19 protein-coding genes are annotated in these 21,039 nt (G+C 54.4%); 8 read left to right on the plus strand and 11 right to left on the minus strand.

The features are described from left to right. Positions 1-93 (plus strand): IS3 family transposase (locus HZ297_RS09780; RefSeq protein WP_178862052.1); only part of this gene is annotated, 93 nt, incomplete at its 5' end. Positions 94-175: 82 nt separating this feature from the next. Here the strand turns inward: HZ297_RS09780 and HZ297_RS09785 are convergent. Continuing rightward, positions 176-763, minus strand: coding sequence for a rhodanese-like domain-containing protein (locus tag HZ297_RS09785; protein ID WP_178863285.1), 588 nt, complete (start codon positions 761-763; stop codon positions 176-178). Between the two features lie 217 nt (positions 764-980). On the opposite strand from HZ297_RS09785, the gene HZ297_RS09790 reads away from it, so the two are divergent. Then, the gene (locus tag HZ297_RS09790) at positions 981-2,777 is read left to right on the plus strand and encodes a Na/Pi cotransporter family protein (RefSeq protein ID WP_246261881.1); all 1,797 of its coding nucleotides are present in this window, start codon (positions 981-983) and stop codon (positions 2,775-2,777) included. Positions 2,778-2,955: 178 nt separating this feature from the next. Beyond that, the gene (locus tag HZ297_RS09795) at positions 2,956-3,210 is read left to right on the plus strand and encodes a hypothetical protein (RefSeq protein ID WP_178863286.1); all 255 of its coding nucleotides are present in this window, start codon (positions 2,956-2,958) and stop codon (positions 3,208-3,210) included. 243 nt (positions 3,211-3,453) lie between these two features. Here HZ297_RS09795 and HZ297_RS09800 read toward each other — a convergent pair whose 3' ends face one another. Beyond that, positions 3,454-3,873 carry a secondary thiamine-phosphate synthase enzyme YjbQ gene (locus HZ297_RS09800; protein WP_178863287.1) on the minus strand — a complete coding sequence of 140 codons (420 nt, stop codon included), beginning with the start codon at positions 3,871-3,873 and terminating at the stop codon, positions 3,454-3,456. Between the two features lie 118 nt (positions 3,874-3,991). Between HZ297_RS09800 and prlC the strand changes: the two genes are divergently transcribed. Then, positions 3,992-6,046 carry an oligopeptidase A gene (prlC, locus tag HZ297_RS09805; RefSeq protein WP_178863288.1) on the plus strand — a complete coding sequence of 685 codons (2,055 nt, stop codon included), beginning with the start codon at positions 3,992-3,994 and terminating at the stop codon, positions 6,044-6,046. A 206-nt stretch (positions 6,047-6,252) separates the two neighbouring features. On the opposite strand, the gene HZ297_RS09810 is transcribed toward prlC, so the two are convergent. The 3 genes from HZ297_RS09810 to HZ297_RS09820 all read right to left on the minus strand — a co-directional run bounded on the left by HZ297_RS09810 (position 6,253) and on the right by HZ297_RS09820 (position 8,665). Then, positions 6,253-7,617: a porin gene (locus tag HZ297_RS09810; RefSeq protein WP_178863290.1), complete on the minus strand. Its 1,365-nt coding sequence runs from the start codon at positions 7,615-7,617 to the stop codon at positions 6,253-6,255. Positions 7,618-7,705: 88 nt separating this feature from the next. Continuing rightward, a complete protein-coding gene (locus HZ297_RS09815) occupies positions 7,706-8,194 on the minus strand; it encodes a DsrE family protein (protein ID WP_178863291.1) in 489 nt (162 codons plus the stop codon). A 12-nt stretch (positions 8,195-8,206) separates the two neighbouring features. After that, a complete protein-coding gene (locus HZ297_RS09820; protein WP_178863292.1) occupies positions 8,207-8,665 on the minus strand; it encodes a DsrE family protein in 459 nt (152 codons plus the stop codon). 218 nt (positions 8,666-8,883) lie between these two features. Here HZ297_RS09820 and HZ297_RS09825 point away from each other — a divergent pair, with 218 nt between their 5' ends. The 4 genes from HZ297_RS09825 to HZ297_RS09840 all read left to right on the plus strand — a co-directional run bounded on the left by HZ297_RS09825 (position 8,884) and on the right by HZ297_RS09840 (position 13,719). Then, positions 8,884-9,459, plus strand: coding sequence for an RNA polymerase sigma factor (locus tag HZ297_RS09825; RefSeq protein WP_178863293.1), 576 nt, complete (start codon positions 8,884-8,886; stop codon positions 9,457-9,459). After that, a complete protein-coding gene (locus HZ297_RS09830) occupies positions 9,459-10,145 on the plus strand; it encodes a hypothetical protein (RefSeq protein WP_178863294.1) in 687 nt (228 codons plus the stop codon). Before HZ297_RS09825 ends, HZ297_RS09830 begins: the two co-directional genes overlap by 1 nt. Before the next feature lie 88 nt (positions 10,146-10,233). After that, entirely contained in the window at positions 10,234-11,535 is a 1,302-nt protein-coding gene (locus HZ297_RS09835; protein WP_178863295.1) for an MFS transporter, read from the plus strand. 18 nt (positions 11,536-11,553) lie between these two features. Then, a complete protein-coding gene (locus HZ297_RS09840; RefSeq protein WP_178863296.1) occupies positions 11,554-13,719 on the plus strand; it encodes an AMP-binding protein in 2,166 nt (721 codons plus the stop codon). A gap of 31 nt (positions 13,720-13,750) precedes the next feature. On the opposite strand, the gene HZ297_RS09845 is transcribed toward HZ297_RS09840, so the two are convergent. From HZ297_RS09845 to HZ297_RS09870, 6 genes are read right to left on the minus strand one after another with little or no spacing between them, the layout of a single operon-like run. Continuing rightward, complete coding sequence (locus HZ297_RS09845; protein WP_178863297.1) at positions 13,751-15,415, minus strand: BatD family protein; 1,665 nt, start codon at positions 15,413-15,415, stop codon at positions 13,751-13,753. Further along, positions 15,409-17,424, minus strand: coding sequence for a VWA domain-containing protein (locus HZ297_RS09850; RefSeq protein WP_178863299.1), 2,016 nt, complete (start codon positions 17,422-17,424; stop codon positions 15,409-15,411). The genes HZ297_RS09845 and HZ297_RS09850 overlap by 7 nt, the downstream gene beginning before the upstream one ends. A 1-nt stretch (position 17,425) precedes the next feature. Continuing rightward, positions 17,426-18,436, minus strand: a complete 1,011-nt coding sequence (locus tag HZ297_RS09855) for a VWA domain-containing protein (protein WP_178863301.1) — start codon at positions 18,434-18,436, stop codon at positions 17,426-17,428. Further along, positions 18,436-18,936 carry a DUF4381 domain-containing protein gene (locus HZ297_RS09860; RefSeq protein ID WP_178863303.1) on the minus strand — a complete coding sequence of 167 codons (501 nt, stop codon included), beginning with the start codon at positions 18,934-18,936 and terminating at the stop codon, positions 18,436-18,438. The genes HZ297_RS09855 and HZ297_RS09860 overlap by 1 nt, the downstream gene beginning before the upstream one ends. A gap of 12 nt (positions 18,937-18,948) precedes the next feature. After that, positions 18,949-19,881 carry a DUF58 domain-containing protein gene (locus HZ297_RS09865; protein WP_178863305.1) on the minus strand — a complete coding sequence of 311 codons (933 nt, stop codon included), beginning with the start codon at positions 19,879-19,881 and terminating at the stop codon, positions 18,949-18,951. Between the two features lie 13 nt (positions 19,882-19,894). Then, the gene (locus HZ297_RS09870) at positions 19,895-20,869 is read right to left on the minus strand and encodes an AAA family ATPase (protein WP_178863307.1); all 975 of its coding nucleotides are present in this window, start codon (positions 20,867-20,869) and stop codon (positions 19,895-19,897) included. Between the last annotated feature and the right edge of the window lie 170 nt (positions 20,870-21,039).

Here is a 21,039-nt window from a genome sequence, read left to right on the forward strand (position 1 = left end):
TATATTGAGTACTATAATCACAAACGCATCAAGCAGAAACTCAAAGGCCTGAGTCCGATAGAGTATCGAAATCAGGCCTTGGGTACCGCTTAACTAAAATGTCCAAGTTTTTGGGGTCACTTCAAAACCTTACAGGAATGGCGGTTTTTGATTTTAAACGCGGTAATAAAGACGCTTATTTATAGAAATAAGCTTTTTTAGCGTCGATGTTGTATGTCCAAGGCGCGCCGGAGTTCTTCCAACCGTTAACCAGACGGAAACCTTTTTTGTCGCCTTCTTTAGTTTTTGAACCTTCAAAACCGTCAGTCATGATGTAGACGTTTTTGTAACCGTATTGCCACATCATTTTAGCGGCAGGTTGCGCGCGGGTCGCACCCGAACGGCACATAATAACGTAGGTGCTGTTTTCATCGGCACCCAAATCAGCCGCTTTGGATTCCAGTTCTGAAACGAAGTTGTCGTTATTGACCGAACGATAGCGTGGTTTTTTCTCATCCATGCCATCGTATTTGAAAATGACCGACGGAATCATAATTTGCGCCGCTTCTGTGTAGCCTACAAACTGCCACTCTTCCGGGGTGCGCACGTCAACCAGAATGACTTTAGGGTCTTTTTTCATCAGCTCGATAGTTTCTTTGGCGTCAATATAAAGCCCTTGTGGGGTGTGTTTCTTGGGGTCTTTTGGTGCTTCGGCCGCAAAAGCGGTCACGGATGAGAATGAAACCGCTGCAGCAAACAGGGAGACAAGAATTTGTTTTTTCATCATTTTTCCTTTTAGGATGGTATTAAATTATTAAGCTATAGTAATTTATACGAATATATTAGTAAAACATAATATAAATTATAAATTAGAACATTAAGTTGTTTTATCAGCTTTATTTATAGCCGGCGGCGAGCTGGTTTTATGAATTTCTAGGGCGCGCAGGGTGATTGGTTTATGATGGTGAAATGTGCCAATGAGTATTTGCAAGGTGGATTGGATGAATGTTTTTATCCTTAAACAGTTGGGTTCTGCGCGCGCGTTATATTTTGTCGGTTTTATGCTGTTGCTGGGATTTTTTACGGGTCAGGCTCAGGCTGATACGGCCGCTGAGGTGCAACTTGACTGGTTTGTGATGCTGATGCAGCTGTTCGGCGGCCTGGCCTTGTTTCTGTACGGTCTGGAAAAACTCATCAAAGGGCTGCTGGTGGTGGCCGGCGACCAGATGCGCAATCTTTTGACCACGCTGACCACCAACCGCGTTACCGCCGCTTTAACGGGCGCCGGGGTGACGGCGGTCATCCAATCCTCGTCGGTCACCAGTGTGCTGGTGGTGGGATTTGTATCCGCCGGGTTGATGACGGCCGGGCAGGCGGCGGGCGTGATTATGGGCGCCAACCTGGGTACCACCGTCACGGCGCAGATTGTGGCGTTCAAAGTGACCTCCTTTGCGCTGGTCATGGTGGCGCTGGGTTTTCTCATCCAGTTCACCGCGCAGTTGCGCAAAAAAGTCGCGGTGGGCGAATTGATTATGGGTCTGGGGCTGGTCTTCTACGGCATGAATTTGATGGGCGACGGTATGGCACCGCTGCGCAGCTATGAACCTTTTCTGCTGCTGATGCAGGAGATGCAACACCCGTTGTACGGCATTCTTGCCGGCCTGATTTTCACGGCGTTGATTCAATCTTCTTCCGCCACTATCGCCATTGTGATTGTCATGGCGGGTAACGGTTTCCTGACATTGCCGGCGGGGATTGCGCTGGCGATGGGGGCGCATATCGGCACCACCGTGACCGCGTTGCTGGCGACAATCGGCAAGTCGCGCGAGGCATTGCGCACCGCGCTGATACACGTTTTTTTCAATGTGATGGCGGTATTGTTGTGGTTGCCATTCATACCCGAATTGGCGCAGTTGGCCGTCTGGATTTCAGCGCACGATGCGCTGCAGAACGGCTCGATGCTCGATCTGGCGGCCAATACGCCGCGGGAAATCGCCAACGCCAACACCTTTATGACGTTGATCGCCTTATTGGTTTTTTTGCCGTTTATCCCGCTGTTTTTGTGGTTGGTCAACCGTCTGGTACCGGTATTGCCCGAAGAAAAAGGCGTGGGTGAATTCAAAGCGGAGTTTCTGGATAAGACGCTGATCATGACGCCGTCCTTGGCCATGCACGCCGTCAATTTGGAGTTGGAACATTTCCAAAAACAATTGGGGCTGTTTTACAAACGGGTTGTGTCGATGATCGCCTCTCCCAATCTTGATAAATTGACGCGCGAAGATCTGGTGATTAGACGCTTGCGTGCCTATCAGGGGCAAATCGTCAGTTATATGGGACAGTTGGGGCAGGGGGCCTTAACCGCCGACGAGCAGAAAGAGTACATGAAGTTGATGAATGTCGTGAACAATCTCGAATCGTTGGTGGAGGTAGTGCAATCGCATCTGTTATTGGTATTGCACGAGATGATTGAAGAGGGGATTAAGCCCTCGGAAACCATGTTGAATCTGGTGGGCCAGCTCACCAGCGAAGTAGGCAAGGCGTTGGACAATGCCTTGCAAAGCATTCATCAACACAACTCCGAAACCGCAATGGCAGTCATTGCCATCAAACCCACCATTGACCATCTGATTCAGGAAGCTCTGGCGCATCAGGTAAAACGTTTTCAACCCAACGAAGAACGCTTGAAGGTGTTCCGTTATGAAATGCAGTTGGTGGACGGTTTTAAACAGTTGCACACCCTCTCCAAACGCATCGCCCGTTTGCAGTTGGCGGAAGATCAGGCTCCGGTCACCAAATAATTTTTTGCTAAGCCGCGAAAAAAACGGCGCGTTTAAAGTGGCCTTAAAGCGTTTAACGGCTGTGCGGTAATGCACCGTTTAGGGTTTGATCGTTAAAACTGTGTAAAGAGGTTTTATTTAAGGATTTTGTTAATCCCATATTATTAATAATGGAATTTACGTTTAAAAAGGATTAAAAATGCAAAACCACACAAAGCGGTTGTTTAGTCATTTCGTTTTAGGGGGTGGCCTGTTGAGTTTTTCGGCGCTGTTTTTGGCGGCGTGTTCTTCACACCATTTTGCCAATAAAGAAGGGCAGAGCGAGCAGCAGTTTATTCAGGACCAAGCTTATTGCCGCGCCATGGCAACCGGCCAGGGCGAAGGACAGATGCAAGGTCAAAGACTCATCCCCTACGACGAATGTATGCGCAATCTGGGGTATCAACTCAAGTAACGGCGATTTTGGGTAACCGCATTTTTGATTGATTTATTGAACCACAAAGTACACGAAGAGCACGAAGACTTTCTACGTTAATCAGTTTTGGTGTTATTTTTGCGTTTTAAAGCTGTTTAAAAAACATTTCAAATCAATAAAATGCATTAAGAAGACATATCAATTACTTAGAAAAACTTCGTGTTCTTCGTGATTTTAATCATCATCAACTTATCAATCACAAAATATGGATACCCGAGGTTTTTAATCGCCCTGCACGGTGACCACCAGATTGCGGTTGAAGCGCCCGGTGCGGTGTTCGTACAGAAACAACCCTTGCCAGGTGCCCAGATTCAAACGTCCGCGGGTCACCGGCAAGGTGTGGCTCATATCGGTAATCAGGCAGCGGATATGCGCCGACATATCATCATCCCCCTCATAGTTATGGCGATAGTTCTGATCGCCGTCGGTCACCGTTTTTGACATCCAGTATTCAATATCCTGGCGCACCGTCGGGTCGGCGTTTTCGGTAATGATCAACGAAGCCGAGGTGTGTTGAATAAACACATGGCATAAACCGGTTTGGATGCCCGATTCGCTGACGATGTTCTGAATCGCCTCGGTGATATTAAAGGTGCCGCGTTGCGAAGCGTTAAGGGTGATCTCTTTTTGAAAGGTGGCCATGCGCTGATCCCTGCGTTCAATAATGGATGATTAGTTTACCAAACCTGCCGGCAAGGCGCTGCCATCAAGGCGGTATGCGTTATAATGTGCCCAATCCAATTCTATTAAAAGATGCGTTATGACACAGATTACTTCCTCAAACCCGTTGTTGGATATTAGCGATTTGCCACGATTTGAACTGTTTCACGTGGAACATATTGAACCCGCAGTGGAACAGTTGCTGGCAGATAACCGCGCCGAGATCGCGCGTTTGGTAGCGATGACGGAAACGCCAACCTGGGAAAACTTCATTGAACCGTTGGAAATCATCGACAACCGCATGGAACGTGTCTGGGGGCCTATCGGCCATCTGGATTCGGTCAAGAACAGCGATGAATGGCATGCGGCTTACACCAATTGCCTGCAAAAAATCACCGCGTATCACACCGAAGTCGGGCAGAACAAAGGCTTGTTCGAGAAGTTCAATGCGATTGCCGACAGCGCGGCCTTTGCCGATTATTCACTGGCGCAGAAAAAGGTGATTGAAAACGCGCTGCGCAATTTCCGTCTGTCCGGCATCGATTTGCCCGAGGCGCAACAAAAACAGTATCAGCAGATCAAACAGCAGCTGTCGCAGCTGACCAGCCAGTTTGGTAATAATGTATTGAAATCCACCCAGGCGTGGAACAAGCCGATCACCGATGCAACAGAATTGGCCGGTCTGCCGGAGAGTGCGTTGGGTTTGCTGCAGCAACTGGCACAGCAAAAAGGCTTGGAAGGGTATCTGGTGACCTTGGATTTCCCGTCCTATCTGGCGGTGATGACCCATGCGAACAACCGCGAATTGCGCGCCGAGGTCTACCGCGCCTTTGGCACACGCGCATCGGATCAGGCCAAAGACACCTCGTTTGATAATTCGCAGATAATCGAGCAGATTCGTCAATTGCGCCACCAGTTGGCCAATCTGTTGGGTTTCAAACAGTATGCCGATTATTCGCTCGCCACCAAAATGGCCGAGAGCACCGAACAGGTGCTGGGCTTTTTGCGCGATCTGGGCAAAAAATCCAAGCCGCAGGCACAGCGTGAGTTGGATAATCTGAAAGCCTTTGCCAAAGCCGAGCTGGGCATTGATGAGCTGCAGCCGTGGGATGTGACCTATGCGTCCGAAAAGCTTAAAAACGCCAGTTTGTCACTGTCGCAGGAAGCCTTGCGCCCGTATTTCCCGGTGGAAGGCGTGTTAGCCGGCCTGTTCAAAATCACCCAGACGCTGTTTGGCGTGACGCTGCGGGAGAAGCAGGACGTGCCGGTCTGGCATCAGGATGTGCGCTTCTTTGAGTTGGTGGATGAAGCCGGTGCGGTGATTGGTCAGTTCTATCTGGATCTGTACGCGCGCGAGAACAAACGCGGCGGTGCCTGGATGGATTCGGCGGTGAGCCGCTGGAAACACAGCGGTGGCGAATTGCAAAAACCGGTGGCGTATCTGGTGTGCAATTTCACTCCGCCGGTGGGCGACAAGCCGGCGTGTCTGACGCATGACGAGGTCACCACCCTGTTCCATGAGTTCGGGCACGGCATTCACCACCTGTTGACACAGATGGAGCATCTGGATATTTCGGGTATCAGCGGCGTGCCGTGGGATGCGGTGGAATTGCCATCGCAGTTTATGGAGAACTTCTGCTGGGAGCGTGAGGGCTTGGATCTGATGTCGGCGCATATTGAAACGGGTGAGCCCTTACCTGACGATCTGTTTGCCGCGTTGAAAGCCAGCCGCGGCTTCCAGTCGGCGATGATGATGGTGCGCCAGCTGGAGTTTGCGTTGATGGATTTTGAGCTGCATAGCTTCTATAACCCGGAAGAGACGGAAGACATTCTGCAGCTGGCCAAACGCATCCGCGACGAAGTCGCCGTGGTGCAGCCGCCGGAATACAGCCGTATGCTGCACAGTTTCAGCCATATTTTCGCCGGTGGTTATGCGGCGGGGTATTTCAGCTACAAGTGGGCGGAAGTGTTGTCTGCCGATGCGTTCAGCCTGTTTGAAGAAACGGGAATTTTGAACTCGGAAACCGGCGCCAAATTCAAAAATACCATTCTGGCGGCGGGCGGATCGATCGATCCGATGGTGCTGTTCAAAGCCTTTAGAGGCCGCGAACCAGAGATTGATGCGCTGTTGCGTCACAGCGGGATTGCGGCGTAATTTCCAAAATTTGAAATTTTAGGAAAGTGAACAGGCCGGGTGTGTTGTCATACCCGGCCTGTTCAGTTTTTAAACGCCTGAAAACAAAAAAGCCCTTGGAAGAATCGCCAAGGGCAATAGGCAGGGTAAGCTGCCTGGCAACAAAAGAAAGTCACACTTAAAACGCATAAGGGATCAAATCCTTTCAATCCCCTTGAGTACTCTCCTTAGAACACCATCATTACTTGAGCGGATAAACGGTTATCTATAGCGTCAACGACTTTGGTGGGGTTTGAACCTGCCAGCGCCGTCGGTGCGGTCAAATCACGAATTTCGTAGTTAATTCGTGCCGACGTTTTCTTGTTAAAGAAATACTGCGCACCCAGTGTGGTGGTGGTAAAGACGCGTTTTTTATCAATCGCCGTGCCGGTATTGGCATCTTTTTTAGTCGCACTGTTCAACACGTCGTAACGCACGTTCAACTCGATATTGGGTTTAACGCGGTAACCGAAATCCAGCTGGTAAGCGTCTGCGGTTTGATCGGTAAACACCGATAAAGGCGTATTGGTTGCACCGCCTACCGGTCCGCCCCAGATCATCCCGTCAGCGGTGAAATATTCTGCGGCGGCGCGGTATTTACCGTCAAAATAGGTCATCCCCACACCGGCGCGGTCGCGTTTGTATGCTGTATTGTCTACGGTGCGTTTGCCCGATTGCGACCAGGCGTACATTTTCAGGCTGTGTCGGCGCGGCCCGTCTGAATTATCGAAGACTTTTTCGGCAGAACCATACAGATACAAATCCTTATGTTTGTCGTTGTCCGTCAACGCCAGACCATTACCGTTGCCGTACATGACGGCATAGCTATATTCCCAGTCATTGTGTTTAAAGGTATCGAAAACCTGGATACCGGTATCGCGAGCCGCAAATGCTGCTGCGGTTCTTTCGCCGTAGAGGGTGTCTGCCTGTCTGGCTCCTGCGGGAACACCATCAGGAAGGGCGGCCACCGCGGCGGAATTATCGACCGATTTCTCGATCAACAGGCGGTCGGTACCATTGGTGAAATTGACATAGTTGAAGACCGGAATCCCTTTAAAGGATTCTTCCGAACCCGGTGTTTTGAACAGACCGACACGGACGCGTGCGCCGTCGATTTTGTTGATTGTCACGCTGGCGTCGACCAATTGGCCTTGCGTGCCGCCGCCGGTGGTAATGCCGTTATTGCCGAATTCCGCCATCAGGAAATAGTTGACGTCCTTATCCAGTGGGAAATTGGCGCCGCGCACACCGATACGCGCACGCTTGATATTGAATCCGGATGAGGTATTTAACTGCGGCGCCATCTGGTTAAACGCCGCCGATGTGCCCGATAGACCCGCCGCCCCACCTGTAAGGGTGGGCAGTTTGGTATCATCCGTTTGCTGATAATCAATCTGGGCGAATCCCCACAGTTTGGCAGCCGGTGCCTCATTGGGTTTCTCTGTTCCCTGAAGCATAAGCCAGTTGGCGGCTTGGGCGGTCGGAGCAGTCAGGGCGCCGGCCAGGGCGATTAACAGCGCCGATTTTTTAACAGTCGTATAGTTTTTTTGCATGAGTATCTCCTTCCCATCTTTTTGACGGGAATCTGTTGTTCTAATGATGATTTAGGTCTTAGATTGACGTTATTTTCGTCAAATAAGGTTAGGGTCTGATATAGGTAAACCCTTGCTGTTGTAGGCGGGCGAGTTCCGCCACGCCGCTGGGTACGATGTGTTTGTCCTCGACATCGTAGAGATCCTGGCTGTAATTGACGTTTTTGCCTTTGAGCGTGTTGGAGCAGACCTCAAATTGCACGCCCTGCAGTTTGAGCTGATCGATTTTCTGGCGCATTTCGGTTGTGGCATTGGCGTGATTGAACTTGGGCAGGTGCGCCAGCGCTTCCGGTTTAACCAGCAGACTCAGGCCGTTACCGTGCAATACCACGCGCAAATCCAGATTATCCGGTTCGACCGCATTAATGTGGTTTTGGATGTTTCGCAGCGCCGAAGACTGCTGTTTGGCATCGTCGAAGTTGATGTGATACACCACCTTTTGCTTGCCGTAATACTCATTGGCCTGGGCATGGGTGATCGGCAGAATGGTGAACATAGCGATTAGCACCGTTTTAGAAATGTTTGATAATGTCAGCATGTTTTTCCCTCGTTACGGTTGGAGGATTTGCCAGCCGGCGGCATTGAGCTGCAGAATGCGTCCCGCGCCGGCAGGAACGATTGTCACGCCTTCACTGACTTTCAATTCATGGCCGAGCTGTTTGGCAAAGTTTTGCAGGGTGTTGTCACAGGCGCTGAAACGTACACCGCTGGCCATTAAGGATTTCATGCGCTTGATGTTCTCGTTGCCTTCCAGCATCAGCCGAACCCCGGGACCGAAGGCAACGACTTCGATATCGACGTTTTCAACGCCATAGTAGCGCTGTATGTTTTGAGCCACATTGAGCACCAGATTCTGTTTTGAAGGGTCTTTGTCACTGATTTGTAAAACCACTTTGTGCGCGGCGAAAGTGTCGGGTAGCGGCGCTTCTGTCTGTGCGGCAAAAACAGGCAGTGCCAAAACCAAACCGATTAGCAACGCAAAAAGCCGTTGTGTTTGTTTTGTTAGCATGGTGTAAAACTCCGTTTGTGTAATCGAATTGAGCGCGCTTACCCCTTTAAACGAATGGCCCCCGTGTTTTATTCCTTTTTTTTAAAACAGTAATTTTTATTTGTCCACTAAACCACCTTATTTCATAACTTATTAATATTTATAAAAAATTTGCACGCACCGTGAAAATGCAGTTAGTATCGAAAAAAGGCGAATTTTTAATAGGTGATGAAACAGTCATGAATTTTTCCAGCAAGCTTGTCGATCTGTTCTGTGAATCGAAGGAGCGACGCCAGTTTAATCAGGCACTTGAAAGCAAATACCGGCGTTTGTATCGCTTGGCATTTGCCTGGTGCCATCAATCGTTCATGGCGGAGGATTTGGTGCAGGAAACTCTGCTAAAAGCCATAGAAAGCCGCAAGGATTTAAACAGTTTGGAGCATTTGGATGCATGGCTGACCAAGATCATGCATAATCAGTTTCTTGACAATATGCGTTTCAATCGCCGCTGGGAGTGGGCGGACGAAGCCGAAATCGACGATCATCTGGTGGTCGATTGCAGCGAAACCGAATTGATTAAAAAACAGACCGCCGAGCAATTTTACGACGCCATCGCCAAACTGCCTTTTGCGCAGCGCGAAGCGATTACCCTTGCGGATTTACAGGGGTTCAGTTATCAGGAAATTGCCGAGATCACCGCCACGCCGATCGGTACGGTCATGAGCCGGATTGCGCGGGGTCGGGAGCGTTTGAGAACCTTATTGCAACATCACGACGTTAACCAACCCAACGTTGTGTCGCTACGGAGAAAATAATGGCTAAGGTATTTGAAAGTTATCAGCTTCATGCCTATGTTGACGGCCAGTTGAGCCGCGAAGAGTGTCTGGAAATCGAATTGGCCATGCAACTGCAGCCCGAATTGGAGCAGGAAATCGCACAGCTGCGTGCCTTGAAAGCCCAGGTCAAGGAGATGTATCAGGATATCGCTGTGCCCGAAAAAGTGCGCCAAAGCGCCAAACCGTCACGGGTCTGGTCACTGCCCAAAACGGTGGCGGCCTCTTTGGTTTTGGGGGCGTTTTTGGGCGCGGGCAGCCTGCAGGTGTATCTGAACGGTACGACTTTATTGCCTATGACGCAGCAGCAGGTTGCCGAGGGTAAATACCTGATCCATCTGGACTCCGACGACCATGCCAAACAGGCGCTGGCGTTGCAGGAGGTGGAGCGCCTTTTGCAGGAGGGCGGCTCGCACGTCAAGGTGGATTTTATTTCCAACTATCAGGGCGTGACCCTGTTTGATGTCAATAATCCCAACCGTCAGGAGCTGGAAGGGCTGTTAAGCAAGTATGATAATCTGACCCTGTATGCCTGCAAACGCGCGTTGGAGCGCGCCATGGAAAAAGGCCAAACCTTGCAGATGTTGCCGCAGGTCAGGCACGAACAACCGGCGATTGATGCGGTGGCGCAACGTCTGAGTACGGGGTGGAAATACATTAAGATTTGAGCGGATTCAGGGGAGCAATTCACTCAAACAGGCAGAAAGTAAGCATAAAGCGCTATACTAGCGTCATCTTGATTTAACGTGATGAATTATGGCCGATTCTGCTTTGCATTCAAAACCTTCCGCGCTTTCCTCTAAAGGCTTTATGGCGCTGTTTGCGGTGCAGTTTCTCGGCGCCTTCAACGACAATCTTTTCAAAAACGCGATGATTATTCTCATCGCTTTCCAACTCAGTCAAACCCATGAACAGACCGGTCTGTATATCACTCTGGCAGCCGGCCTGTTCATTTTGCCGTTTTTTCTGTTTTCGTCACTTGCCGGGCAGATCGCCGACCACTATCCAAAGACGCTGCTGATCCGCAAGATCAAACTGGCGGAAATCCTCATTATGCTCGGCGGTGCCGTGGCGCTGCTTAACAGCAGTCTGGAACTGCTCTATCTGACGCTGTTTCTGATGGGTGCGCAATCGGCTTTTTTCGGGCCGATCAAGTACGCCATTTTGCCGGAGATGCTGGATGACGCCCAGCTGTTGCGCGGTAACGGCTGGTTCAGCGGCTCGACCTTTATCGCCATCTTGTTGGGCACGATTGTCGGTGGACTGACGGTCACCGCCGAACAAGGCGTGCAGTGGGTGGCGGCCGGCGTGCTCTTGGTTGCGGTGTTGGGTTATTTCATCAGTTTCGGCGTGCCGATGACGCTGCAGCAGCAAGCCAGCCTCCGCATCGACAAAAACCTGTGGCGCAGCACGCGAGAGATTATCGCCTCCAGCCGCACTTATCCGGCCGCGCTGTTTGCGGTGCTGGCGATCTCCTGGTTCTGGTTTATCGGTGCGGTACTGTTGAGCCAGATTCCGACATTGGTGAAATACCAGCTGCACGCCAACGAGGACGTGGTGGTGGCGTTTTTGACGGCCTTTTCGGTCGGTATCGCGGTGGGGGCCGGTTTGGCCGGCTGGTGGTTCAAGCACGGCGTGACGCTGCGCTGGCATACGGTGCTGTTGCTGTTGATGTCCGTTTTGCTGGCGTTGAGCGTCTGGAGCGCGGACAGTATCCAGCAGATGTTGCTATCGACATCGAGCTTGCTGACCTTGCAGGACTATCTGCTGCTCTGGCCGCAAAACCTGGCTTTGCTGTTTATGGCCCTGCTGGCCGTGGTCGGCGGGCTCTATATCGTGCCGCTGTATACCCAATTGCAGCAGCGTACCGAGGCTCATGCGCGGGCGCGCATGGTGGCGGTTAACAATATTCTTAACGCGCTGCTGATGGTATTATCCTCGCTGGCGTTTATGGCGGGTTTTATGGTCGGCCTGGATCTGCCGGCCATGCTGCTGGCCGTGGCGGTTCTGAATGTGGCTGTGGCCGTTTGGTTCTATAACAATAAGCAAGAAGAATGATTAGTGTGAGGTGTCACAATGAAGTGGTTGTTTAAAACATTGGCAAAAGGGCTGTTTAAGCTCTGTTATCGGGTTGAAGTCAGGGGATTGGAGCATTACCATGCGGTCGATCAATCCGAGCGGCCCTTGCTGATTGTCGCCAACCACGTTTCATTGTTGGACGGCCCTCTGATCGATCTTTTCGTACCCGGTGAAACCACCTTTATGGTGGGCATGAACCACGCCAAGAAATGGTACGGCAAGCTGGTGCTGTTTTTCGGCAAATTCTTCACCGTGGATCTGCACAGCCCCTATGCCGCCAAGCACATGATCGCTGAGCTTAAGCAGGGCAAACAGTGCATGATTTTCCCCGAAGGGCGCATCACCACCACCGGCGGGTTGATGAAGGTCTACGAAGGCACGGCGATGGTGGCCGACAAGACGCAGGCGGCGATTCTGCCGGTGTTTATCAGCGGGGCGGAGCGCAGCCGTTTCTCCTATCTGAACGGCCGTTTTCATGCGTTTACCAAACAGTTCTGGTTCCCCAAAATCACCCTGACGATTCTGCCGGCGCAGCACATCAATCCGCCGGCGTATCTCAAAGGCCATTTCCGCCATCACGCGCTGAAACAGCAGATTTTCACGCTGATGCGCGATATGAGTTTCCACGGTTCGGTGCAGGCGCGCAGTCTTTATGCGGCTTTGCTGCAGGCGCGCTGCAACTATGAAGCCAAAGCGGTGTGCGTTGAAGATATCAACGACCAGACGCTGAGTCTGAAAAAACTGACCACCGCTTCAGCGGTCTTGGGGCAGGCGCTGCAACGCCATCTGGGCGACGAACAGCGTGTGGGGCTGATGCTGCCGAATGTGGCGGGCATGCCGGCGAGCTTTTTTGCCCTGCAGGCGTTTGGTTATGTGCCGGCGATGATGAATTTCACCGCCGGTCTGCACGCCATGCAATCCGCCTGCCAGACCGCGCAGCTCAAAACCATCATCACCTCGCAGAAGTTTATCGAGGCATTCAATTTGCAGCCTGTTGTTGAGGCGCTGACGGCCAGCGGCGTGCGTTTTATCACCCTGGAAACGGTGCGCGCCGAAATCGGTCTAGGTCAAAAACTGCGCGGTTTGCTGCGCAATAAACGCGCCTTGCCGGGTTATAACCGCCAGCAGCAGGATGAGGCGGTGGTGTTGTTCACCTCCGGCTCGGAAGGGGTGCCCAAGGGCGTGGTGCTGTCGCATCAGAATATCGTCAGCAATATCGAACAGATCAGCGCCATGTTGACGCTGCTGCCCGGCGAGCGTCTCTTCAACGCCCTGCCGACGTTCCACAGTTTCGGTCTGACGGCCGGAATGTTGTGGCCGATTTTGAAAGGCGCGCGGGTGTTTTTGTATCCCTCGCCGCTGCATTATGCGGTGGTGCCGGAAATGGTCTATCAGACCAATGCGCGTTTTATTTTCGGTACCGATACCTTCTTCAGCGGCTATGCGCGCAAGGCCGACCCTTACGATTTCTACAGCATCCGCGCGATGGTCGCCGGGGCGGAGCGTCTGCGTCCGGAAACGCGCCAGCTCTATGCCGACAAGTTCCATGTACCGATTTACGAGGGTTACGGCGTCACCGAAACCAGCCCGGTGATTTCGGTGAACATCCCGCTGGCGTTCAAGAACGGTTCGGCGGGTCAGCTGATTCCCGGTTTGGAATACCAGTTGCAAGCGGTGCCCGGCATCGAAAAGGGCGGCCGCCTGCTGGTCAGAGGGCCGAATGTGATGCTCGGTTATCTGCTGCCCGATAATCCGGGCGTATTGGTGCCGCCGACGGACGGCTGGCATGATACCGGCGATATCGTTGAGGTGGATGAGGACAATTTCGTGTGGATCAAGGGCCGTGCCAAACGTTTTGCCAAGATTGCCGGCGAAATGGTCTCATTGACGGCGGTGGAGGCCTATCTGAACAAGGCCAGTCCGGAAGGGCACCATGTGGTGGTGGCGGTGCCGGATGCCCGCAAAGGCGAGCAGTTGGTGCTGGTGACGGATGATGTCAATCTGAGCCGCAGTACCGTGGTGGAGGCCGCCAAAGCGCAGCAGGTGGCCGAAATCATGGTGCCCAAAACCGTGATTCTGGTCGAAGCCGTGCCGGTGCTGGGTACGGGTAAGACTAATTATCCCGAAGTGCAGAAAATCGCCGAACGCCATTTCGGGCAGTAATCGCATTCGGTTTTTTTGCAAACGGCGCTTTTCAGGCGCCGTTTTCGTATAGCGGTTTCAAATGGCTTTTGGTTGTCGTTTGCCGGGCTGAACCAAAGGCTTTCAGCGCTTCGCACAACTCTGTCCGGTCTGTTTCGCTCCAATCCTGCGCATGGTAGAGATGCGCTTCCAGACGGCGTATCGCGCCAAGCAATTCGTTATCTTGCAGTTCACTGAAAGCGTTGATGCGATGTTGCCGCTGCAGCCAGCGCTTGAGTTCCGCATAGAGCGCTTGCGGCGGCAGCGCGCAAAGCGTAGCCATGTCCGACCCGGCCTGTTGAGTTTTTTCGGCCGATGTTTGCGCGCTGTGTTGTTGCGCTTCCTTGAGCGTTTGTCCCTGTCTGCGCGCTTGCCACCAAAGCCCCAGCGTCAGCAGCCACAAAGCGGCAAACACGGCGCTTAGCCACGGCCACAATCCCCGGTCGGCTGATGTGTCAGGCACGGTCGGCTGAGTTGCCGCAGCCAATGGATTGGCGGCCTGCGGCGTCAGTGTGGTGGCGCTGTTTTTGGCCGGTAAAACCGTCAGGGTTTTGGCTTGCAGCGTAATGCTTTCCAGCCGGTCGCTTTGAGTATTCCACCAATGGAAGGTTTGCGCCGGGATGTGCAATTCGCCCGCTTGGGTTGGAATCAAGGCGCGTTTTAGCTGTTTGGCGCCCATAATGCCGCTGGTGCTGATTTTCTGATCGGTGGTCGGCTGGTCGGGATAGACTTTGAAATCCTCGCCGATGCTAAAATCCAGCGTCGGCAGTTGGCTCGCCATCAGGCCGTCGGCCTGCAGGGTCAGGGTTTGCGTCAGACTGTCACCCACATGGATTTCAGCGGGCAGATTCCATTCCTGCTTGAGCGCCAGGCGTTGCGCCGGCAGCCAAGCATTGTGCGCTTGCCGGGTGAAGTCGGCGGCGACCGGTTTCACCTTGAGGGTCAGGGCATTGGCGTTTTCCTGTATCTGCTTGAGGCGCCCCTGATACTGGATGCGGCCGTTGAAACTCGGCGTGGTCACATTTAAATCGCCGCTTTTTTGCGGGTAGAGCGCATAAATCCACTCGTAGACGGTGTAAGACTGGCCTTGAATCTGTTTGTTGAAGACTTCGCCGTCCTGAAGGAGTTGCACCAGCGCGTTGTCGAATTGCGGCGGACGGATGGCGCCGTCCACATAGCGCCCTTGATAGTAGAAACGCAGCGTATAGAGCACCTGCTGCTGCACATAGGGTTCGGGGGTGCTGACCTCGGCCTTGAGGAAAAACGGCGGCAGGGCGCCTTGTTGCAGCGGCGAGGCCAGCGGTTTGACGCTCAGTTGATAGGCCTGGCTTTTAACGCCGTCGATGTCGATCGGCGGGATCATCAACTCGCCGGCCTGCTTGGGCAACAGTTGCACCAGCCAGCGCGTGCTGGTCTGGAAGTCGCCGTTGACGATCTGGATATTGCTGCTGCGTTGGCTGCCGAGCAGTTCGAACTGGTCCTGCAGCGCGCTCAGATCGGGCTGGCCCAGACGGCTCTGGAAATCGGCGTCGATGGTCAGGGTGACGATATCGCCCATCTCCACCTGCTGGCGGTCGGTCTGCACGGTGACGCTGTTGGCCCATACGCTTTGGCTGAGCAGCAGTGCCAGCGCGCTCAAAAGCCATTTTAGGGATTGGGAAAAGGGGTTGCTTACCATATCTTTTTTCCGGCCTGGGTTGGATTGGTTTCTCGGCTGTTCGCCGAGTTCTTCGTTTCTCGGCTATTCGCCGAGTTCTGCGCTTGTGACGGCGTACGCGCGGCATTGTCAAACTGATACTGGAATTTGCGTTTGAGGAACAAGCCCGGTTCGTCGGGGATCTGCTGCAGCCAGTTTTGCGTGGCCTGCTTCTGTTCGGCCAGCGCCTTGCCCTGCTGCGTAGGTGCGGAGGGCATCACTTCACTGTTTGCCTGATCGCCAACGGGCTTGTCGTCCGATTTCTGGTTGGTGGCCGTTGCCTGGGCGCTGTTGGTATCTTTGCCTTTATCTTTATCCTGATCTGCCGATGGAGACGGTTGGTTTTTATCTGCGGTTTGAGGGTTGTCATCCTTGTCCGACCCGGCCTGTTGAGTTTTATTTTGCAATTCGCTGCCTGCATTCTGTTGCTTTTCTGATTCAGTTGAAGGTGCTGTTTCGCCATTTTTTGGCGAATTTTGAGCCGCATTTTCTGGTTTTGGCGTGGCATTTTGCATCGCATCTTGCATTGCATTGGGCTGCTTTTCAGCAGAAGGATTGGCATTGTTCTCTGAGGACGATTGTTGCTGTTCCAGCAGGCGATTGATGAGGTCCAGATTGGCTTTGGCATCCGCCATCTCCGGCTGACGCTGCAAGGCTTTTTCGTAGGCCTGCTTGGCCTCCATGAGCTTTCCTTGCTGTGCCAGCGCGTTGCCGAGATTATAGAGGCCGCTGGCGCTCGGGTCTTTTTTGAACTGCTCGGCCGCCTCTTTGTATTTGCCGTTCTCATATAACGCGCTGCCTTTCCACTGGCTGTTTTCAAACAGCGCCTCGGCGGCGGCGTAATCCTTTTTCTGCCACGCTTTGTAGCCCTGCTGGTCGGGCGTCTGGAAGACATCGGCCAAGTCGGAGAGCTTGTAGTCGGCAAAACTCGGCGGCGAGTAGAATGCACCCAGCGGCAGTGTCAGCAGCAGTGTGATTGTGAGCAGCCAGCCGCGGCGGAAGGCGAGCGCAAACGGCAGCAACAGAGCGAGCAGAATGGCACTGCCGTCATCCAGCGGGTGTAGTACCGCCTTTTCTTGCGGTTTATTGGTTTCGCTTTCGGCCAGCGCAGAACCGAGCAGGCCGGGTAGCAGGCTTTGCAAATCGCTGTCGTCAACGGTCAGCGGCGTCAGCGCCGCGCCGCTATGCAGACTGAACTGGCGCAGGGTTTCATAGGGCAGGGCAGGCAAGACAATCGCGCCCTGATCGTTTTTCAGCAGTCCGTAGTTGGGCAGATTAACCGCGCCGCCCTGCGGCGTGCCCACCGCGAGGATGCTGAGGGTATAACCGCTTTGTTTGAGCCAGTTGGCGAGTTCATCGCTTTGAACCGCTTCCAAATCGTCGGTGACCCAGATCAGGTGGCCTTGGGTGATATGTGCGCCTTGCAGCAGTCGACCGGCCTGTTCAAAGGCCGCCAAGGGATCGGAACCGTAACTCGGCATCATCAGCGGCGTCAGCGTGGGCACCAGCGCCAGCAGGGTCTGGTTGTCTTCGGAAATCGGCGCGATGGTATGCGCAGTCCCGGAGTAGGCGACCATGCCGAAAGCTTGTTCGGGATGGGCTTTGAGCAGGTCGAGCAGTTTGAAGCGCACCCGGCTCAGACGGTTGGGTTTGAGGTCGTCGGCCAGCATCGACAACGACAGGTCGAGCACAATCACCGTGCCCTGCTGGCTTTTCTGCGCCGGCAGTTTGACCGATTTGAGGCTCGGACCCGCCAGGGCGACAATCGCCATTATCCACAGGGCCGCCAGGCCGATGACTGCCAGGCGGCGTCCGCTCAGCCCTTGCGCGTGGCTATCGTCGCCAAGCAGCAGGCGTTGGAATGGGGGGGCGATGACCCTTTGCCACTGGCCTTTGGGGTCGCTCAGACGCCAGGCGCGCCACAGCAGCCAGACCACCGGGAGGATAGCCAAAAACCACAGTGGGCGCAGAAATTCGAGATGCAATTCCATGTTACAGCCCTCCCGCGCGATACAAACGCCAACCCGCCAGGAGCAGGCTCAAAACAAACGCCAGCCCCAGCGGCCAGACGTAAAATTCGCTTTGCAGGCGGTAGCTGTGGACCTCGTGTTCGCTCGATTCCAGCCGGTTGATGGCGGCGTAGATGGTTTGCAGCTCGGTGGTGTCGTTGGCGAGGAAAAACTGCCCCTGCGTGAGTTCGGCAATGCGGCGCAGCGTGGCGATGTCCATGTCGGCCTTGCTGTTGCCCAGAAAGGCGTCCAAACCATGCGGTGCGCGGGTTTGGCCGACACCGATGGTGTAGATTTTCAGCCCCTGCTGTTGCGCCTGTTGGGCGGCTTCAAGCGGATCGACCCCGTCGGTATTGGTGCCATCGGTGAGCAGAATCAGCACCAGTTTGGGATGGTGGGCGCTCTGCTTCAACGCCAGCCCGATGGCGTCGCCGATGGCGGTATTGTTGCCGGCCATGCCGATTTCGGCTTCGTCCAGCAGGGTTTGCACGGTGTTCAGATCATGGGTCAGCGGGCTTTGGGTAAAGGCCTGCGAGCCGAACAGGATCAGCCCCATGCGGTCGCCCTGACGCTGGCGGATAAAGTCGGCCACCACCGATTTGACGGCGGTGAGGCGGTCGACATCACGGCCGCCGAGCTGCATGTCGTTTTTCTGCATGGAACCCGACAGATCGACCGCCAGCAGCAGCTCTTTGCCGCTGGCGCTGAAAGGGGTCGGCGACAGATACCAGACCGGACGCATGGCGGCGAGCATAAACAGCAGCCAGATCAGCGTCAGTATCAGCGGAATGCGGGTTTTGCGTGACGCTGTATGCTGCGTCGGCGCATGGCTGAAGGTAGCGGCGACGCGCTGCACAATCTGCGGCGCAAGCAGGGGTTTTTGGCTTTGCGGCAGGGGTTTGAAGAGCAGTTTGACCAGCCACGGCAGCGGCAGAAACGCCGCCAGCCAGGGCCATAAAAACTCGAAATTTTGCCAGAATGCGAGCGTCTGCATTAGAAGTGGTGTCCTTTAATCCAGTGTTGCACGTAACCTCTCAGTTCCATCACGCCGATCTGCAGCTCTTGTGTGGAATCGGCAGGGCGGTAGGCGGCCTGCAGGGTGCCGCCGAGACTGGGCGGCTGGGGGATATGCTGGGCGCTGCGGTGCAGAAATGCCAGCCAGTCCTGATCGTTCAAAGCGGCCACGCTGTGGCGGCCGTAGGCGGTGATGGCGACCTGTTTCAACAGCGCATTGAGTTGCTGTATCTGCTCCGCCGGTGTCATGCTGGCATTAATTTCGCGCAGTTTTTGCAGCGCTTCGCGGCGGTAGGCGTGGCGCTTGCGGCGGTCGATCCAGAACCAGATCAGGGCCAGCAGCATGGCGCCGAGACTCAGAAACAGCACCCACCAGGTAAACGCCAATGGCCACCAGCCGACCGGCTCGGGCAGGTGTAGGCCGTGGAGTTGTTGCAGCGCCTGTTGTAGTGCTTGGTGCTGTTGCGGATCAAGATTCATCGCTTCGCTCCTCTAACGCAACAGCTGCTGTTTGAGCAGGGCCTCTAAGGGCGCTTGCTGGGCGCTGATCAATGTCAGCGGGATGCCGTGCTGGCGAAAGCGCGTTTTGGCCTGCGACCCGGCCTGTTCAAATTGTTCGCGGTAGTGTTGGCGCGTAATCGGCAGGCTGCTGTCGATGGTCAAAGCGGGTGCATCGAAAGCGCCGTCGCTGAGGCTTAACCAACCCAGCGCCGGCAGTTCCATTTCCAGTTCGTCATACACGTGGATGGCGCTGAGGTCGCTGTGTTGGCGCAGGCGTTGCAGATTGTTCAGGGTGGCGTCGTTCAGCGAGAGAAGATCGCCGATCAGAAACAGTTTGCTGCCGGGTTTGACGGTTTTAAGCAGTTGGGCGCTGGCCTGTTGCCAGAAATGCGGCTGGCTTTTGCCGGGAGCTTGCAGCCCTTGTTGCAGTTTGACTGCCTGTTGCAGCCAATGCAGCCAGGTTTTCTGTTGGCGCTTGGGGGCAACCCAGGCGGCGTGGCCCGGTGAAAACACCAGTCCGCCGACGGCATCGCCCTGTTGCAATGCCGTCCAGCCGAGAATGGTGGCGAGATTGAGCACCTGCGCGCTTTTCAGGCGCACTTGCGAGCCGAAGAACAGCGCCGGGCTCTGTTCGCTGATGACCAGAATCGGCTTTTCGTGCTCTTCGCTGAAGAGTTTGGTGTGGACCTTGCCGGTGCGGGCGCTGACGCGCCAGTCGATATGGCGGATGTCGTCGCCGGCTTGGTACTGGCGCACTTCGCTGAACACCATACCGCTGCCTTTGCGCAGACTGTGGTGCTGGCCGCTGACCTGATCCATGACTTTTTGCACACTGTTGAGCTGGCGATGTTTCACGTGGAACCGCCAGCCCATGAGTTCTTGCAGGGAGTTGTAAAGCGAGGAATCAGGCGTGTGCAAAGACATGGGCAATCCCTGTTTACACCACCGGCACCAGACGCAGAATCTCGTCCACCAGATCGTCGGCGTGCAGGCCTTCCGCTTCGGCCTCGAAGCTCAACAGCAGACGGTGGCGGAACACATCGTGCACCATCGCCTGCACGTCGTCCGGGCTGACAAAGTCTTTGCCTTGCAGCCAGGCATGGGCGCGGGCACCGCGCGACAGGGCCAAGGTGGCGCGCGGGCTGACACCGTAGGCGATTTTGTCGGCCAGTTCACGCTGGTAGGCCTGCGGGTTGCGTGTAGCCATGACCAGTTCGACCAGATAGGTTTTGACGGCGTCGGCCATATGCAAATTCAGAATCTGCTCGCGTGCCGCAAACAGATCGGCCTGGCTGAGGTGTTCCTGCGGGGCGGCCGCGCTGTGACGGGCTTCGTTCTCCACCAGTTCGAGAATCTGGTATTCGCTCTCGGCACTGGGATAGTCGATTTTGACGTGCAGCATAAAACGGTCAAGCTGCGCTTCCGGCAGCGGATAGGTGCCTTCCTGCTCCAGCGGGTTTTGCGTGGCCATGACCATAAACAGCGGGTCGAGCTGGAGAGTGCGTTTGCCGACGCTGACCTGACCCTCGGCCATGGCTTCGAGCAGCGCCGATTGCACTTTGGCGGGCGCGCGGTTGATTTCGTCGGCGAGGATCAGGTTATGGAAAATCGGCCCGGACTGGAACTCGAACACGCCGGTTTCGGGGCGGTAGACTTCGGTGCCGGTGATGTCGGCCGGCAGCAGGTCGGGGGTGAACTGGATGCGGTGAAAGCTGCCCTCGATGCTTTGCGCCAGCACTTTGATGGCTTTGGTTTTGGCTAGTCCCGGCGGGCCTTCCACCAGCAGATGGCCTTCGGCGAGCAGGGCGATGAGCATACGCTGCGTGAGGTGCGGCTGACCGATGATGTGGCGGTTGATGTCGGTTTGCAGCGTCTGGAAACGCGTGGCAAGAGGAGTGTCGGAAGCGTGCATAGTCTGACGAAGCCGTTTCTATTAAGGGCAAAGCACTCATTATACCCATAAAGCACGGCGTCAAAAATCCCATTCAAAAATGTGCAGGCCGGGTTGCAAAAGCGTGTTGAACCACAGAGACACAGAGGCACAGAGTTTTTTGGATAAGAAAGGCCTATTGGTAACTTCCC

The organism is Thiomicrorhabdus cannonii, assembly GCF_013391695.1.
In the GTDB taxonomy this organism is placed as follows: domain Bacteria; phylum Pseudomonadota; class Gammaproteobacteria; order Thiomicrospirales; family Thiomicrospiraceae; genus Thiomicrorhabdus; species Thiomicrorhabdus cannonii.

What these genes read in the sequence shown, in the direction of transcription:
- HZ297_RS09785 (WP_178863285.1), bottom strand. Translation starts at nt 763, where the DNA reads ATGAAAAAACAAATTCTTGTCTCCCTGTTTGCTGCAGCGGTTTCATTC.
- HZ297_RS09790 (WP_246261881.1), top strand. Translation starts at nt 981, where the DNA reads ATGAATGTTTTTATCCTTAAACAGTTGGGTTCTGCGCGCGCGTTATAT.
- HZ297_RS09795 (WP_178863286.1), top strand. Translation starts at nt 2,956, where the DNA reads ATGCAAAACCACACAAAGCGGTTGTTTAGTCATTTCGTTTTAGGGGGT.
- HZ297_RS09800 (WP_178863287.1), bottom strand. Translation starts at nt 3,873, where the DNA reads ATGGCCACCTTTCAAAAAGAGATCACCCTTAACGCTTCGCAACGCGGC.
- prlC (WP_178863288.1), top strand. Translation starts at nt 3,992, where the DNA reads ATGACACAGATTACTTCCTCAAACCCGTTGTTGGATATTAGCGATTTG.
- HZ297_RS09810 (WP_178863290.1), bottom strand. Translation starts at nt 7,617, where the DNA reads ATGCAAAAAAACTATACGACTGTTAAAAAATCGGCGCTGTTAATCGCC.
- HZ297_RS09815 (WP_178863291.1), bottom strand. Translation starts at nt 8,194, where the DNA reads ATGCTGACATTATCAAACATTTCTAAAACGGTGCTAATCGCTATGTTC.
- HZ297_RS09820 (WP_178863292.1), bottom strand. Translation starts at nt 8,665, where the DNA reads ATGCTAACAAAACAAACACAACGGCTTTTTGCGTTGCTAATCGGTTTG.
- HZ297_RS09825 (WP_178863293.1), top strand. Translation starts at nt 8,884, where the DNA reads ATGAATTTTTCCAGCAAGCTTGTCGATCTGTTCTGTGAATCGAAGGAG.
- HZ297_RS09830 (WP_178863294.1), top strand. Translation starts at nt 9,459, where the DNA reads ATGGCTAAGGTATTTGAAAGTTATCAGCTTCATGCCTATGTTGACGGC.
- HZ297_RS09835 (WP_178863295.1), top strand. Translation starts at nt 10,234, where the DNA reads ATGGCCGATTCTGCTTTGCATTCAAAACCTTCCGCGCTTTCCTCTAAA.
- HZ297_RS09840 (WP_178863296.1), top strand. Translation starts at nt 11,554, where the DNA reads ATGAAGTGGTTGTTTAAAACATTGGCAAAAGGGCTGTTTAAGCTCTGT.
- HZ297_RS09845 (WP_178863297.1), bottom strand. Translation starts at nt 15,415, where the DNA reads ATGGTAAGCAACCCCTTTTCCCAATCCCTAAAATGGCTTTTGAGCGCG.
- HZ297_RS09850 (WP_178863299.1), bottom strand. Translation starts at nt 17,424, where the DNA reads ATGGAATTGCATCTCGAATTTCTGCGCCCACTGTGGTTTTTGGCTATC.
- HZ297_RS09855 (WP_178863301.1), bottom strand. Translation starts at nt 18,436, where the DNA reads ATGCAGACGCTCGCATTCTGGCAAAATTTCGAGTTTTTATGGCCCTGG.
- HZ297_RS09860 (WP_178863303.1), bottom strand. Translation starts at nt 18,936, where the DNA reads ATGAATCTTGATCCGCAACAGCACCAAGCACTACAACAGGCGCTGCAA.
- HZ297_RS09865 (WP_178863305.1), bottom strand. Translation starts at nt 19,881, where the DNA reads ATGTCTTTGCACACGCCTGATTCCTCGCTTTACAACTCCCTGCAAGAA.
- HZ297_RS09870 (WP_178863307.1), bottom strand. Translation starts at nt 20,869, where the DNA reads ATGCACGCTTCCGACACTCCTCTTGCCACGCGTTTCCAGACGCTGCAA.